13 protein-coding genes are annotated in these 16,474 nt (G+C 37.6%); 4 read left to right on the plus strand and 9 right to left on the minus strand.

Going from position 1 to position 16,474, the window contains the following annotated elements; genetic code table 11:
* Window positions 1-38 precede the first annotated feature (38 nt).
* The 5 genes from AC6BKE_RS21555 to bioD all read right to left on the minus strand — a co-directional run bounded on the left by AC6BKE_RS21555 (window position 39) and on the right by bioD (window position 4,172).
* Entirely contained in the window at window positions 39-161 is a 123-nt protein-coding gene (locus tag AC6BKE_RS21555; protein ID WP_255358819.1) for a hypothetical protein, read from the minus strand.
* Between the two features lie 371 nt (window positions 162-532).
* Window positions 533-1,528, minus strand: a complete 996-nt coding sequence (bioB, locus tag AC6BKE_RS21560) for a biotin synthase BioB (RefSeq protein WP_340809195.1) — start codon at window positions 1,526-1,528, stop codon at window positions 533-535.
* Window positions 1,525-2,085: a biotin transporter BioY gene (locus AC6BKE_RS21565; RefSeq protein ID WP_369802783.1), complete on the minus strand. Its 561-nt coding sequence runs from the start codon at window positions 2,083-2,085 to the stop codon at window positions 1,525-1,527. The genes bioB and AC6BKE_RS21565 overlap by 4 nt, the downstream gene beginning before the upstream one ends.
* A 25-nt stretch (window positions 2,086-2,110) precedes the next feature.
* On the minus strand, window positions 2,111-3,487 hold the full coding sequence (bioA, locus tag AC6BKE_RS21570) for an adenosylmethionine--8-amino-7-oxononanoate transaminase (RefSeq protein WP_340809196.1): 1,377 nt from the start codon (window positions 3,485-3,487) through the stop codon (window positions 2,111-2,113).
* Window positions 3,468-4,172, minus strand: coding sequence for a dethiobiotin synthase (bioD, locus tag AC6BKE_RS21575; RefSeq protein ID WP_249645928.1), 705 nt, complete (start codon window positions 4,170-4,172; stop codon window positions 3,468-3,470). Before bioD ends, bioA begins: the two co-directional genes overlap by 20 nt.
* Before the next feature lie 264 nt (window positions 4,173-4,436).
* Here bioD and AC6BKE_RS21580 point away from each other — a divergent pair, with 264 nt between their 5' ends.
* Both AC6BKE_RS21580 and AC6BKE_RS21585 read left to right on the plus strand, forming a co-directional pair.
* Window positions 4,437-4,904: a hypothetical protein gene (locus AC6BKE_RS21580; protein ID WP_338651428.1), complete on the plus strand. Its 468-nt coding sequence runs from the start codon at window positions 4,437-4,439 to the stop codon at window positions 4,902-4,904.
* A 305-nt stretch (window positions 4,905-5,209) separates the two neighbouring features.
* Window positions 5,210-5,899: a response regulator transcription factor gene (locus tag AC6BKE_RS21585; protein ID WP_036119936.1), complete on the plus strand. Its 690-nt coding sequence runs from the start codon at window positions 5,210-5,212 to the stop codon at window positions 5,897-5,899.
* A 30-nt stretch (window positions 5,900-5,929) separates the two neighbouring features.
* Here the strand turns inward: AC6BKE_RS21585 and AC6BKE_RS21590 are convergent, their stop codons facing one another.
* The 3 genes from AC6BKE_RS21590 to AC6BKE_RS21600 form a co-directional block, all read right to left on the minus strand.
* Window positions 5,930-11,065 carry an ATP-binding protein gene (locus AC6BKE_RS21590; protein WP_499858005.1) on the minus strand — a complete coding sequence of 1,712 codons (5,136 nt, stop codon included), beginning with the start codon at window positions 11,063-11,065 and terminating at the stop codon, window positions 5,930-5,932.
* A 473-nt stretch (window positions 11,066-11,538) separates the two neighbouring features.
* The gene (locus AC6BKE_RS21595) at window positions 11,539-12,567 is read right to left on the minus strand and encodes a hypothetical protein (RefSeq protein WP_036119931.1); all 1,029 of its coding nucleotides are present in this window, start codon (window positions 12,565-12,567) and stop codon (window positions 11,539-11,541) included.
* A 99-nt stretch (window positions 12,568-12,666) separates the two neighbouring features.
* A complete protein-coding gene (locus tag AC6BKE_RS21600; protein ID WP_036119929.1) occupies window positions 12,667-13,560 on the minus strand; it encodes an AraC family transcriptional regulator in 894 nt (297 codons plus the stop codon).
* Between the two features lie 107 nt (window positions 13,561-13,667).
* Here AC6BKE_RS21600 and AC6BKE_RS21605 point away from each other — a divergent pair, with 107 nt between their 5' ends.
* The gene (locus tag AC6BKE_RS21605) at window positions 13,668-14,591 is read left to right on the plus strand and encodes a DMT family transporter (RefSeq protein WP_340809201.1); all 924 of its coding nucleotides are present in this window, start codon (window positions 13,668-13,670) and stop codon (window positions 14,589-14,591) included.
* A gap of 154 nt (window positions 14,592-14,745) precedes the next feature.
* Complete coding sequence (locus tag AC6BKE_RS21610) at window positions 14,746-15,798, plus strand: Cj0069 family protein (protein WP_036119923.1); 1,053 nt, start codon at window positions 14,746-14,748, stop codon at window positions 15,796-15,798.
* Window positions 15,799-15,827: 29 nt separating this feature from the next.
* Here AC6BKE_RS21610 and AC6BKE_RS21615 read toward each other — a convergent pair whose 3' ends face one another.
* A complete protein-coding gene (locus AC6BKE_RS21615) occupies window positions 15,828-16,460 on the minus strand; it encodes a LysE family translocator (RefSeq protein ID WP_036119920.1) in 633 nt (210 codons plus the stop codon).
* Window positions 16,461-16,474: the final 14 nt, after the last annotated feature.

Genomic DNA, 16,474 nt, shown 5'->3' on the forward strand with positions numbered 1-16,474 from the left:
ACAGCCCTCTATCAGGAGAGGGCTGTCTCAAAAGCAATTTATTTTGTATATGTTAACACTGCATTTTTCTTGAATTTTGCTAAAGCTTCTGTTGCCTCATTTTTGTTTGTATACTCAAAAATTCGGACATCCTTTTTATCAAATACTGTAATAACCCACATATGAAAAGCTCCCTTCTCCCATTATTTTTGTAATATAACAACCACCAAAATTTGTGAGACTACTTATCAACTGTTTTATAACAATTCCTTACTTGATTCTTATTTTACGCTGTTTTTTTCAAAAAGAAAGCTTTATGTGAAGTTCTTCACAAACTGTTCAATTTCAAAACGCTTTCATTGAACAATTTGTGAAAACCTTTCTTTTATAGGTATAAAAACAGCTAGTGATATCAGATCTATCCATCATTTTTTTATTTCTATCCACTGTTTTTTTGATGTTTATCCACCACTTTTTGATTTCTATCCACCTAAAGCAAAAAACCGCACAGAAGTACGGTTTTGCTGTAGTAGTAGATTTTTCTTTCATAAGCTTAACAAAATGCTTTTTCTTGCTGTTGCGTTAATTCAATCTCGAAGCCTAAATCCTCCAACATACGATAATCACTATTTGCTTCTTGACCAGCTGTTGTTAAATAATCCCCTACAAAAATACTATTGGCTGCATAGAGACCAAGTGGCTGAAGTGAGCCTAGATTGATTTCTCGCCCTCCAGAAATGCGAATTTCCTTTGTCGGATTGATGTAACGGAATAATGCTAAAACCTTTAAACAGTAGCGAGGATTTAATTCCTTTGTTCCTTCCAGCTTTGTACCATCTATTGCGTTCAAAAAGTTTACAGGAATAGAATCAGCATCTAATTGATGAAGGGCACGTGCAATCTGGACAACATCCTCCTTCGTTTCCTTCATCCCAATAATGGCACCAGAGCAAGGTGAAATTCCATGCTTTTTCACTATCTCCACCGTATTAACACGATCCTCATACGTGTGGGAGGTTGTGATGAAGGCATGATGGCGCTCTGATGTATTTAAATTATGATTGTAGCGATCCACTCCAGCTTCCTTTAATTGCTGTGCTTGCTCTTCTTTTAATAAGCCTAGACAGGCACAAACTTTCAAGCCATACTTTTCTTTAATTTCCGCCACAGCCTCGCTCACTACATTGACATCCTTACGTGTTGGCCCTCGACCACTTGCAACAATACAATACGTCCCAATTTTATTGTCAAACGCTCGTTTAGCACCAGCCAAAATTTCCTCTTTTGTAATAAAAGGATATTTTTCAATAGGAGCGGTTGATTTAGAAGATTGAGAGCAATAGCCACAATCCTCAGGACAATAGCCACTTTTGGCATTCATAATCATATTCAATTTTACTTTTTTACCGTAATAATGCTTCCGAATGACAAAAGCACCGTCCATTAGCTGTAATAGCTCATCATCCTCACTATTTAAGAGAGCAAGTGCCTCCTCATTGCTAATGATCTTGCCAGCAATTACTTCTTGTGCTAATTGGTAATAATTCATCCTATCTTCTCCCCCTCCACGTGTGAAATGTTCACAGTTCTTGCCGAATGAAATACTTTATACATTCTTTCTGCCAATAGGGCTGATGTTATTGCTAAGCAAACATCAGCGATAATACTACTGAAAAAGCCGATGACAAAAACATGTGACCAGCTTGATTTCATATCTAACCAGAAATTTAATGCTATATATAAATAAGGAATAGCCACCATATAAATAATGATAAGTCCTATAATCGTTGCTCCAATAAAATGCTTTTTCGTTGGGTTCTCTATTCTTTCAATGATGAACCCAATGACATAGGCAGCTAGCGCAAAGCCAATTAGATAACCAAATGTTGGCTGTAGGACATACGTAAAGCCACCGCCCTGTGTAAAAACAGGTAAGCCTACTAAGCCCACACCGATATAGACAAGCTGACTATAAAAACCATTCCGACTACCCAACAAACACCCTGCTAAAAATACAACAACAATTTGTAATGTAAACGGTACAACAGGCAATGGAATTTTAATAAACGCCCCAATCGCTGTTAGTGCTGCAAACATGGCGATCATGACAAGTGCTAATGTCTGATGTCGCTTAACCAACCTTAGCCCCCCTATCTTGGAAAAACTGTTCGATCGTTTCTTTCGTTGTTTGAATCATGAAGGACATTTCTTCTTCAGAAATAATATAGGGTGGCATAAAATATAAAACATTGCCAAGAGGTCTGATGAGTAGACCTTTTGCTAAAGCTCGCTGATAAATGTGATAGCCGATCCGTTCCTCACTAGCGAATGGTTCCTTTGTCTGTCGATTGGCGACAAGTTCAATAGCTCCCACTAAACCAACTTGTCGATACTCCCCCACATACGGAATATCATGAAAGGCTGCCATGGCTAATTCCCGCATTTGTTGTCCTTTGTGCTGAATCATCTCCATCACTTGCTCCTCTTCAAATATTGTTAATACTTCAAGTGCAACACGACAGGCCAAGGTATTGCCTGAGTAACTATGTGAATGTAAAAATGCCTTCATCGTTCCATAGTCGTCATAAAAAGCGTTATAGATTTGATCGGTTGTTAAGACAACAGATAACGGTAAATAACCGCCTGTTAATCCCTTTGATAAACACATAAAATCTGGGGTGATGTCCGCCTGCTCACAGGCAAATAACGTACCTGTCCGACCAAAACCGACAGCAATCTCATCCGCGATGAAATGGACCTCATAGTGTGAACATAATGCTCGCAAGCGCTGCAAATAGATAGGTGGATACATTTTCATACCTGCTGCGGCCTGAATAAGCGGTTCAATAATAACGGCCGTAATTTCCTCATGATGTGCTTGAAGCTGTTCCTCTACAAATTGACTACATGGCGCTTGGCAGCTTGTTGGCTCTTCCTGAAATGGGCAACGGAAGCAATCTGGCCCTTTGGCACGAACAGTATCTAATAAAAGAGGTTGATATACTTCATTGTATAGCCCTACCCCTCCTACCGATAAAGCACCAATGGTTTCCCCATGATAGGCATCTGTCAAAGCGAGGAAGCGCTGTTTCGCTGGTTTTCCTGTCTGCATATGGTATTGAAAGCTCATTTTCAATGCCACCTCAATAGCAGACGAGCCATTATCTGCAAAAAAGACTTTATGTAATTCTTGAGGTGCTAAAGCTGCTAATTTTTCAGCTAAATTTATGGCTGGTTCATGTGTGAAATTAGCGAAAATTGTATGCTCTAATGTAAATGCTTGCTCACTTAAAGCTTGGCTAATTCGCGGATTGGCATGTCCAAATAAATTAACCCACCAAGAGGATACAGCATCCAAATAACGATGATTATGTTCATCATAAAGCCACACACCTTGCCCTTTTTTTATGACGATTGGCGGAAATGCTTCGTAATCCTTCATCTGTGAGCACGGATGCCAAACATGTCGTAAATCTCTTGCCTGCAAGTCAGTTAATGCTTGATTCATAGTGAAAGAGCCTTTCAAACAAAGTAGTGTGTGTCATGGCATAATCCATTAGCTGTGACTTGTCCTTCAGCTGTGGAATAATGGCATAAGGTATAGGATAGTACTGTAAAATTGTTTGTATATTGTCTTGTTCTATACTGCTACCCGTGTCTCCATTAAAGACAATGCCAAGAATATCAATTTGACGAGCGCGCAATGCCTCCATCGTTAACAATGTGTGATTGATCGTCCCAAGTGATGTCCTTGTGACCAACACGACTGGCAGCTTGCTACTGACAATAACATCAAGCAGAGTCGTACCATTTGGGGCAGTGAAAGGAACAAAGAGCCCACCAGCCCCCTCGCATATCACGATATCGTAAGCATCTTGTAAAAATTGAATTTGCTGTAATAGCTCTTTGACATCAATTGACTGTCCCTCTAGCTTGGCAGCATAATGCGGTGATGCCGCTTCCTTCAATGAATAGCTATTAATATGCTCTTGTTGCAGCTTTTGTAAAGAATGCTTTTCATACATAGCTGTATCATGATAATAGCCATGCCCATTTTCGTATACCTCACCTGTTTGCACGGGCTTATAGGGTGTGACTTGCAAACCCTGCCTTTGCAAATGACACATCAACATAGTAGTGACCATCGTTTTACCAACATCCGTATCTGTGCCTACAACCCAAAAATGTCGCATTGTTAACCTCCCCCTCTTTGTGTTAACTAATAACAATATAAAAGTTAACACATTTAATTTCATTTTGTAAATGCCTATTTGCATTTTCTAAGAAACTCGTTTTAAAAAAGGGAATTTTGCGATAATTTATGTAAAACTAAATCATTACCTCCTAAATCCTACTCGAGGCTACTTATTCATAAAATAAAAAGGATTGAAAATAACGCTGATATTGAAAGGAGTTTCATCTCATCTTGTAGTATTACACTGTATGGGGGTGGTTGTATGTTTGGCATTTTTAAAGAATCCGAGAAGATCATCGATACATATGAACAAGTGCATTCAATTTTAAAATCTTTACTGACCTATGAACTAAAAGAATTACCGACCCGTTATGAATTTTGGTATCGTGTGGCGATACGTCTTGAGGAGTTTCGCACATTACAGGTGGAGCATCGAACTAAGATTTCGATGACCTCATCTGTTGGACGCTTTCATCAAACACAATATGAGACCATCACACAAAAGTTAGCAAAGTTTGAGCGATTAGCTGATATCTATAAGCTATTTTGTATCGAAGAAGAACGAGCAGGATTAAATCATCGCCTTTATTTTCATCAAGAAGCTATTGCTGCTCTCTATGAGCACATACAACATAAGGAGCTTTACACATATTGTGACGATGTTCAACAGCAATTTTGGGAGGCCGTCCGTGATGACATGCTAAATGCAATCGCACACCTCGATTCATGATGTTGGAGGAGGCTGGGACAAAAAGAAAAAATGTTAGACCAAGATACAATCGGTCTGACATTTTTTTGATTTAGGAAGAAATATTTAACTCAATGAGGCGAAAAAACTATTATCTATTTTCGCTATTTTTCAAAATAATGGAGTTCTGTCCCAGCCTCTTGCTGTTTATTAGCCATAAACAGTCCTCCCTGATTGCTTTGCTCTATAGGATATTGCAGTGTTAAAATGACACAAGCGCTAAACCTTCTCTTTCCCATCCGAGATAAAAGTTGGTATATTTTATAATAGGAAGGAGATTTAGTGATATGGTGAACGAGAAGATTTTAATAGTAGAAGATGACATAGATATTATGGAAGTTTTATCGCTAACGCTAGTGAATGCTAACTATACAGTATTAAAGGCACCCTCCCTATCCACTGGTTGGCATCTCGTTGGCACGCAACAACCCGATTTAATCTTGTTAGATGTTAATTTACCGGATGGTACAGGCTTTGAGCTAGCCAAAAAAATCCGAGAAGTATCGGATGCCATTATCATCTTTGTGACCGTCAATCATTTAATTGAACAAAAGCTTGAAGGCTTTGAGGTTGGGGCAGACGATTATATAACAAAGCCATTTATTCCGAAAGAATTATTGGCACGTGTTCAAGCCAATTTAAAAAGAAGAATCCCATCTAAGCAAAATCATGTTGTACATATTGATAATTTATCTATTCATTTTGACGAAAAAAACGTCTATAAAGATGGTCAGCTTCTAAACTTGTTCACAAAGGAAAAACTGCTCCTCTTTTTTCTAATGGAGCATGCAAATCAAGTGATTAGTGTTGACCAGCTCATTGACCATGTTTGGGGCTATGACGGTGTCACCGATTTGAAAACTGTCTCTGTCCATATTAGTACCCTTCGGCGCAAAATTGAAGATGTCCCCTCTAAACCAAAATGGATTCAAACGGTGAGAGGATTTGGCTATCAATTCGTCTATAAAAGAGAGTGATGAGCATTAAGATAAGGCTCATCACTCTTGTTAACTATTTACCAATACTTTCGCTAATGGTAATGTAAAGCTAAATATGCTTCCTTCATTTTCAATGCTTTCAACAAAAATTTCGCCATTATGCTGGTGCACAATTTGCTTACAAATGGCTAATCCGATCCCATGTGAATCGGATGCATGGATATGGGTAGCTCGATAATAGCTATCAAAGATAAAAGGTAAATCCCTCTCAGCAATACCAACACCACTATCGGCTATCGAACAAATCAAATGCTTGTCCTCCACATGCATGGACAATTGAATACCACCACTTGATGTATATTTCATCGCATTAGTCATCATATTTTCAATCACCTGGTTGATTCTTGTCTCATCAATCAGTAGCTGTGCTTCCTGATGACCATAAAAGTGAGCACTATAGGTTAATCCTGACCGTTTGATGTCATCCTTATATCGATTTGCCATTTGTTGATATAATTCCTTTGCCTTTACCTCTGTATAAGAAAATTCTGCTCTACCCGCTTCTAGATTCGCTAAATCAAACAAGTCTTGAATTAAGCTGTTTAATGATAGTAGCCTTTCCTTACTTCTTAGTAAGTATTTCTCTTTAGCCGCTTCCTCCACGATAACGCCCTCAAGCATCAATTCTATATATCCTAAAGTAGAGGTTAGTGGGGAACGTAGCTCATGAGAAATACTATGCAAAAGTTTTTTGCGTTCCAGTTCATTTTTTTCTAAACGTTCATTCATTTTTTTCAAGTGCCGATTGGTTTCATCCAATTCCTTTGTACGTAGCTGTACTCGCTTTTCTAAATCCCCATATATTTTGGCATTTTCAAAAGATACGGCAATTTGAGCAGCTATGACTTTCAGAAGCTGGACATGAGATGGATGGAAGGCATTTGTCAGCAACGTATTCTCAAAATATAAAATCGAAATAATTTCATTTTGATGAACAATCGGTAAGCAAAGAATAGATTTCGCCGTTGAATAAGATAAAAGAGGATGCTGTGTCTTTTGAGCATTTTGAATAATCACATGTTCTTTGCTTTTAAGAACATAGCGTATAATAGACTGCATATTCGCACTAAAGTCCTCTATTTTTTGTTGCTCATACAGCGTAAAGGCATTTTCCGCAGCTTCTGCCTTTGCCAACACCAGTAGTTGCTGCTGCTGTTTATGAATAAAGTAACCACTATCTGCTCCCACATGCTTTAACAGGGAAAACAATATGTTATGCAGGAGATCCTCCATGCGAATGGCTGTTGCAAAAGATTGGGTCGTCTCAAATACAGTCATCATATCAAACGTAAGTGATTGTCTACGCTGACTTTCTGGTTGGCGATTTACTTGATAATCACTTTCCCATCTTCTAGCAATCGTTTCGGCTCCCCATGCTTGCATGCTTTGAATACCATTTAATATATAGTGTCTTGCTGTTTTCATTTGCTGTTTGGCGCGATAATAGTCTGCTGCTCGTTCATAAGCAAGTGCCACATCTTGGATAAAGCCATTCATTTTTGCTAATTGTATAGCTCGGTCATAATAGAGCTCAGCATCTTTTTCTTTGTTGTTGGAACGGTAATTTTCTGCCATTAATAAGATATAGAGATGCTCGTAATTGGCAGGAGAATAACTGGCCCATTTTTTAAATTTTTTTATGCTTTGCTGTATGTCAGATAGATATAAGCGTCGCTCTTGTGCTTCACCATTGAGGCGCTGCAGAAAATGAAATTGCCACATAGCCCGATAAAAATAATAAACGGTAGAAATCGGTAATGTATAGGTTTCTTTACTTAATTCCTTTAAGTCTATCAAAATCGCTTTTCCTTGCTTTTCATCGCCTAATAAAAAGGACATTTGTAAACGTACTGAATAATGCATGATTTTAATAGCAGGTTGATCCTGTATCGTAAAGGAGTACCCCCAATGTACAGGATGATGTGGATCGTGCAGAGCATTCATCCATCCTCCCATTTCAGCTAAAAAATCAATCGATAAAGTACTTGCATGTATGGAAAATTCATCTTGTTGTCGCCTAATTTCCTGCTGTAAATCTTGAATGGAAGCCCCCTGAATAAGTCGAATAGCGACAATAAAACAAGAGGCTGAGGATACTAAATGATATAAGCCGAGCTCTTGGCTTTTTTGTTGAGCCTCGTTAATATATTGAATGCTGGCTTCATACGGCTCTGTCCAATGGCTGATAAACACCCCATACACATAATAAGTATGTCCTTTGATATAAATACTCTCTTGCGTATCGGCAACGGTGATGGCCAGTTTTCCAAAGCGAGCAGCTTCTTTTATATTGCCAAATCCCGCATTTAAAAGCATGGCATAATTAATCAATACCATGGCACTTTTCGGTGTCGTACCATACTTCAACTGTAGGCGCATGCCTTTCATTAAAAGAATGCCCGTTAAGTTAGGATTTAACAGGAAAGCACTTGCCGTCATATTAATAATTAAATGAATTAATAGATCAATTTCCTTACTATTTGTTGCAGATTGTTGCAATAAATCCTGGTCAGACATATGTCGCAATGCTAATTTTAATAATAGATATTCTTTGAGAAGCTGTGATTTTTTAGGAGCTGCCGTAATTTTCAAATTTGCAACTTGTAACCCCGCCAAGCCTGCTTCTAGACCAATACTAGGATTATCAGATTCAATATATAATATCGTTTTTAAATTATTAATCATCAGCTTTTCTAACACTGTCTCTGAATGCTGCAAAGCTTCTGTTAAATGTATTTCAGAGCGTTCATAGTGCCCTGCAATATATTCACATTCTCCTAAGTTCGCATATAATTTAACAGACAGTTCTCTCCTAGTTATCCAATGATCCGGTGTTAATAGTTCTTTACTAGTTGTAAAAAATTTAAGCGCATTATCAAACAACCCTATTCTTTTAGCCTCTATTCCTAGTTGATAATTCCAGAGAGCCAACTTCTGTTTTTCTTCCCTCGTCAATAATTGCCGGCTGTAATTAAAATGCATAACCATTTCGTTTAAACGATCATGGTCTGCAATCGTTGGAGAATTCTCAGTTAGTAATTGGCCAATTTGATAATGCAGCTTGATGCGCTTTTGTAACGGAATTTCTTGATAGGCTACTTGCTGAATACGATCATGGACAAATTGGAATTTTGTCGAAAATGTATGCAAAATTCCTTCATGTTCAAATGTACTCGCCCATTTATAATGTGCATCTAACGGAATAATAAAACCATTTTCCACAAGTGTTTCTAAATATTTCAATAATGTTTGAGCAGGTAGGGAGACAAGCTTTAAGACATCACTAAATTCAAAACGCTGACCAAAACATGCGACAAGTCGTAAAATAGCATGGACATCGGTCGTTAAATTAGCCATTCTATTCTCAATGAAAGCAAGTAGCTCGTTATTTAAACGAGATAAATTGAATTTCTGACGATTAAACTGCCACTCTTTTGTTGTCGTATTAAAATAAATCGTGTTATCTTGCTGGAGTGAACGGTACGCTTCTTTTACAAAGAGTGGATTCCCTTTGGTCAAATTAAATAATTGTTTAGCAATGACCTGTATCGTTTGCGGCTGAGCATTGAAAGATGCCTCAAGCCATTGCTGCACATGTTGTTCCTGAAGAAGGGGTAAAGGAATATGGTGACAATTGGAAAAAACAGTGGTTCTTTGCTCACTTTTTTCCTCTGTGCTGTCCTCATTCACTCGGAATGTCCCAATCATCATAAAGTACCCCGCTCGTTGCTGCTCATAAATTTGTGCCATAATTTCAAGCGTACTCTGATTGGCCCAGTGCAAATCATCAACAAACCATACAACCGGTTTCTTTTGTATTGCAAATGTTAATAAAATTTTTTGAATCGAAATAAACGTATAGGAATGGAGCTGTTTTGTATTTTGACGAACCTCCTTTTGAAAGCCTACTTCTTCCTTCACAAACCATTTGAGTTCAGGTAATAAATGAATAAGCTCATCTGTCACAACTAATTTGACTTCCTGGAATAATTTTTTCCATAATTGTACAGATTTTTCACCTTCCATATAAACCAATTTCAATAAATTTCTTAACGGATGAACCACAATGGTATAGTCATTTTCTAATTGTAATTGCTCATACTTCGTTGCAATAAAATAGCCCTTTGCCGCCGCAATTTCACCCTTCAGCTCTTGTACTAGCTTGGATTTTCCATATCCTGCTTGCCCTGAAATAGTGACCATTTTTTTATCACCTTTTGTGACCTGATAAAAGTGAGAGGAAAGCTCTGCAAATTGCTCTTCTCTGCCGTAAAGCTTAGTAGACAATCCCGAATTCAACTGTAAATCCTGTTGACCTAGTGGGAAGTCGTCAAGTGATTTATTTGCCGTAAGTCTATGTTGGATAAAGAGCAAATCCTCTTTCAAACCCATTGCACTTTGATAACGATCAACCGGATTTTTAGCTAAAAGCTTGTCAATAATCTTCCAAAGGAGAGGATGACAACTATTTTGAAGGTTCATCAAGGATTCTGGCTTTTTGGTTAAGATTTCGTAAATTAAATCTACAGCATCCTTTGCTTGAAAAGGTAATTGACCGCCCAATATTTCGTAAAAAATCATACCAAGTGCATATAAATCCGTACGATAATCCACATCTAAATGAAGTCTGCCCGTCTGTTCAGGTGCATAATAAGGTAACTGATCCCGTCTTTCATAGGGATTTTCAATTACAACTGGCGATTCTGCATCATATTTCGAACTAAACTCGGAGCTTAATAATTTTATTTTGAACGAATTTGGATTGATTAATATTTGATCAGGATGAAGGTGCAAATAAAGTAAATTACTTTGTTGCATTTTAATACAAATATTCACAAGCTCAATCGCTATTAGTAGAAATTGATGTAAAGAAATAAGGTTATTTCCGAGTTGCTTTAGGGGCACACCATTAAAATTTTCATAGATAATCGCATATTGTTTATCTATATAATCCATAGCAATCGGCTTCAATAGCCAAGGATTTTGCTCATTGGAAAACAAGGTAAATTCATATTGCAGTTTGGCTCTTGTCTCAGCAGAATTTTGATGAATACTTTTTACGAGTACCAGATTGTTAAATTTCTTCATATACATTCTTTGTAAGTGCCAATCTTGATTAGACTGCAAAAGGATACAATCATTCACAAACGAACCCCCTCTTCTATCTAGTTATACTACCTTCATTTGTTAATTAGAATTCCAACGAAACTAAATCACTATTTATACATTTATGCCAAAAATCGAGGTTGTTTTTCAAGCACATTAAAATGAGGTATACAAGAATGTAAATCTTTAAGATACATCCAGAAATTGTATATTAGTGTATAAGCTTATTATACTATTTTTCTATTGAAGGTTCTTCACCTTTTATTCAATACTCAGAAAATTTCACAAAGCTCTATCTAGTTTGGACACGACCTTTACATTCCCTTTCCTCCTACTTTTGTATATGAAATACTATAAAAAACGAAGGTTAAAATTTGGTTAAATAATATTATTATTTTTACAGGCTATACATAAGCCATCTTTATAGAATGGAACATCTTACTTTTACAGACTTACTTTGAGCGATTCATAAAACGGGTGCACGCATATTAGGAGCACCCGTTTTAGGATAGTTATTTTGTTATTCCTTGTTCAAGCATTTGTCTAAACTCTTGTACTTGATCAGCCTTGATGGCTACTTGATTATAGCGCTTTTTTATTCCTAGCATAAATGTCACTTCTACAGGCTCTTTCATTTTCAAAATGAATTGTGGGTAGGCTTCAGCAAAATCACGGGCTATAAAATCAATCGTATCTTTTGATAATTTTCCTTCTAGCTGCTCCTTATCTTCCACGATTGCTGCAATTTGAGCAAATGGAATGGCAGTTCGTTTCATTAGTCCAAGAGATAAATACAATGTATCATTTGTTACGTAAACAGGATTTAAACGAATGGCCTGCATATCCGCTAAAAAGAAAATCACTGAATACATATTAAAAAGGAGCAAAACAATGGAAAGTACTATTGATTTTTCGTGTAGCCACCAGTGAATACCAATCGTTTCAATGGCAATGCCATGAATAATCATGAGCTGAAAAGCGATGTAGCTCGAATTTTTATGTAAAGTTAAGCCCTGACGTTCTTGTCTTTTCCAACTTGCAAAACCATAATATAGCACTAGCATATCCGCACAAATCATCTGAATGATAGGATGCTTGGGTACATGATTTTCTACAGCTTTTGAAAATGAAAAGAGATCTGGCAATGAACTCCTACGCACTTCCATCAGGATTTGGGGCAAATAGCGCACGAGTGTTGCTAGTACGACAATTTCTAATAAAATAATAACTGATTCCATCACAAAACCTGCCCATGTCACAGCCACAAATGGCTGAAGATGCTCCATGGGAATCATAAAGCGTGCGGCAATACAGCCTGATGCGGCTAATAAAATGGCGTGCTTGAACGAAAACCTTCCTTTATAAAGCATCCATAATACGGGCATCACCACAATAAAGTCGATCAATGACCCCATGACAACCCCATTCGTTTCGATTGGTAAAATGGATACACCCAATCCAGTGTTATAGAGTGTATAATTGCTGGCTAACACGATTAATAACAAGCCTAGCCATATATTTTGCTTACTTTTTAAAACCATCCTTCCCTATCCCCCTCCTTATTGCTAATTTTACTTTATTTCAAATGGTTAATTTTGTATATATTTTGAGTATAAAAGATGATCTTTTTCCAAACATGTTCAATTATTTTTCACACTTAGAAACTTTTTACGGTAAACATGTGGCGAGTAGCCAGTGTATTCTTTAAATTTTTCGATATAGTAACTGACCGTACTAAAACCTGTATCACCAGCTATTTCGGTTATAGATAGCTCACCATTCCGCAATAATTCTATGCTTTTGCGCAGTCGGTATTGTAATAAATAGCTAAACGGCGTCATACCCACTATTTTCTTAAAAAAGCGACTGCATTCGGCGCGACTTATATAGACATGACTTGCTAAATCTTCTAACGTTACTTTTTGTTGATAATGTGCATGTAAAAAATCCAACATTACTTTTGCTCGTTCATGCTGTACGATGGAGGATTGATCCATCATTTCTTCTGTCAGCAAGGATTGAGTTAGCATCGATTCCCAAATGAATAGGAGCTCTCTCCAAAACTTTAATTCAAAAAATACGTCTTGTTCCCGCATCAATGCTGCAATCGATGCTATTTTCTGTGCTAACTCCCCCGTCAGCTTGACATAAGGCACTCGATTTTTTGTGATATAAGGCTCAACATATTTTGGGGCAAAGATACTGCCCTCATGACCAGCTATCAGCATTGGGTCCACATTGACACAATAAATCAAAGCTTGTTCAATTTCATAAGGCTTCGCTTCATGCAATACCGAGGCATTGATAAAGAGCCCCTCCCCTTGTTCTAAAATAAATGCATCTCCCCCTACTCGATACTGAGCTCGTCCACTTTTTAAATAAACAAATTGAATTTCCTTATGCCAATGGAGTGGTAGGAAATCCAACCTCTCTAATTGCATGACCGTTTCATACAAGGCAACGGGAAATTCTTTTGTCCCGTGCAGCGTTAATTCTTGTAAATCCTTTGCTATTTTAATATGCGTCAACGGCATCCTTAACACCTCAATATATTGATATTTTTATACGATTAAATCGATATTTATTTGCAATTCTCTCCTTTATAATCACCTTATATTGATAGTTTAGGAGATGTGAACAAATGAATCAAATCATCCAAAGAAATCGTACTATGGGCTTCCTTCTTGTTATATTAGGGGCAAGTTTTTGGGGAATAGGTGGGACCGTTGCCCAAAGGTTATTCCAACAAGACGATATAGAAGTGGGCTGGCTTGTATCTAGTCGGCTACTTTTGGCTGGCCTACTGCTACTAGCTATTTATAAAATAACCTACCGTCATGACTCAATTTTTGCCATATGGCGCACGAAACAGAATGCTTTTAAACAAATTTTATTTAGTTTACTCGGCATGCTCGCTGTCCAATATACCTATATGATGTCTATCGCGATTGGTAATTCTGCAGTAGCCACCTTATTACAATATTTAGCACCGCTGTTTATCATGGCTTATTTTTTACTAACGAGGCAAAATCCATTGACAAAACAAGATGGGATTGCCGTCACACTTACACTTGTAGGAACATTTTTATTATTAACAAATGGCTCCGTTTCAACCTTATCAGTTCCTTTTATGGCTGTGCTGTGGGGCGTGTTATCAGGGCTTTCAGTTGCCTTTTATACTCTCTATGCGATTCCACTTTTGCAGCAATTTCATTCATTACTAGTTGTTGGCTGGTCAATGATTATCGGTGGGGCAGTAATGAGTATTTTCCATCCACCTTGGGCGATTGATGTATCAAATTGGACCTTTTCCACTGTTGCTTATTTTCTCTTTATCATTATTTTTGGCACAATGCTCGCTTTTTGGTTTTATATTGCTAGTTTGCACTATCTCTCCCCTAAGGAGTCAAGCTTACTAGGAAGCCTTGAACCATTAATGGCTGTTATTACGAGTGTCTGGTGGTTAAAAATTACCTTTGGGGGCTATCAGTTTATAGGCACATTACTCATTCTTCTTATGATTTTATACCTCACAGTCTTTCAGAAAAAACAGGTTGAAGCGTAACTTATTCAAAATGTCCCGAAAACAATAGTAAATACCTCCTAAAACAGGACTAGTAATATATAAATTTATACATAAAATTTACATATTTCATCTATCTTTTTTCCTGATTTGTCTACTATACTGAATTTAATAGCAGACAAAAGGAGGTATTTTTATGGATAAAAAAGTTATTTTTTTCGAGGTTGAGGGTGGCACAGATAAAGGACCCGACGGCTATCGCCCAGACACCCTACCGATGGTGGATGCCCTAAAGGAACGTGGGCAAGATGCAGAGGTGCTATTTTTTGATGTCACAAAAAAACAGCAAATCTTTGACTATGTGAAGGAACATGGTGTTGCCTATGTATCGCGTATAAACCCTGGTAACTTACAGCATGAGGAAGCGTATTTTACCATGCTACGAGAGCTGTGCCAGGCTGGAATTATCGGAATGCCACATCCTGATGCGATGATTAGCTACGGCTCGAAAGACGCTCTATCAAAGCTTACATCAACGAATTTAGTACCTGATGATACATATGCCTACTACACTATAGAAGCATTCAAAAAGCAATTCCCTATCTCCTTAGCTTCGACAGAACGTGTTCTGAAGCAAAATCGTGGTTCAACTGGTGAAGGTATTTGGCGTGTACAATTGGTGAATCCGCTTGCCAAGGGCATCACTGAAGTGCCACTTAATGCACAAATCAAATGTACAGAAGCGAAAGATAATCATGTTGAATATTGGCAGCTTGGCGAGTTCATGACATTTTGTAAGCAGTATATTACAGGGATGAATGGTATGTTAATCGATATGCGATTTCTTCCGCGAATTACAGAAGGTGAAATTCGCTTATTCATGTTAAGAAACCGTCCTATTTATGTAGTACATAAAAAACCGGCAGATACTGAGGATGCCTTTAGCGCCACACTTTTCTCAGGTGCCCAATATCGCTATGACCAGCCTGCAGATTGGCAAGAGCTCGTACAAAATTTTTTAGCACAACTCCCACAAGTGACGAACCTATTAGGCAATTATGATTTACCATTGATTTGGACGGCTGACTTTATGTTAGATACGAATGAGGCTGGAGAAGATGGTTATATTTTAGGTGAAATGAATTGCTCCTGTGTGGGCTTTACTTCAGAACTATCGCTAGCGCATGAAGTAGCGGAAGAAATTATCGCCTGTATCCATGAGCATCAAGCAGCACTGATGGTACCATAAAAAAAGTGCGATCTAGAAGATCGCACTTTTCATATATATATCTTAATTGCTTGAATAAATTCATATATAAAATAACCAGCAAAACCAATCAATAAGAATCCTGCAACAATTGTAAATGTCTTAATCATCTTACGGTTCATAGCTTTTCGAGTGACTGACACAATGGTCAGCAAACCGATGTCGTGGAGTAAAATACCGCTAAGAACGCCAGCAGCAATAATTAAAAAGTTTGTCGGCTGTCCTTGTCCATAAGATTTAGCTAGCACTACACCAAATACATTGACCCAAAATACAAGATTACCAGGCGAAATTGCGACCAATAAGCCATTAAAATAAGAGGCAAAAAACGATTTGGTTACTTTTTCTCCTGCTAATGTAATATCATGGTCTGCATTCTTGATAGAATCATAGCCTAACAAGAATAAAAAGCCTGCTCCAATAATCCACATAGGAAGTTGGACCATCGGCATAGCCAAAATAGAGGCTAGTCCCATGTATAAAGCAAAAACTAATACAATGTCAATGGTCATGCCACCAAGCCCTACAGCCCAGCCATGCATAAAACCATTTTTGAGTCCTTGCTTTGTCATTTCTACAGTAATAGCTCCTACAGGCATGGCAATGGCAAGTCCTACCAATACATACGCTACATATAAACTCAAAAAAACACTTCTTT

Source organism: Lysinibacillus sp. COL-1 (assembly GCF_059814265.1).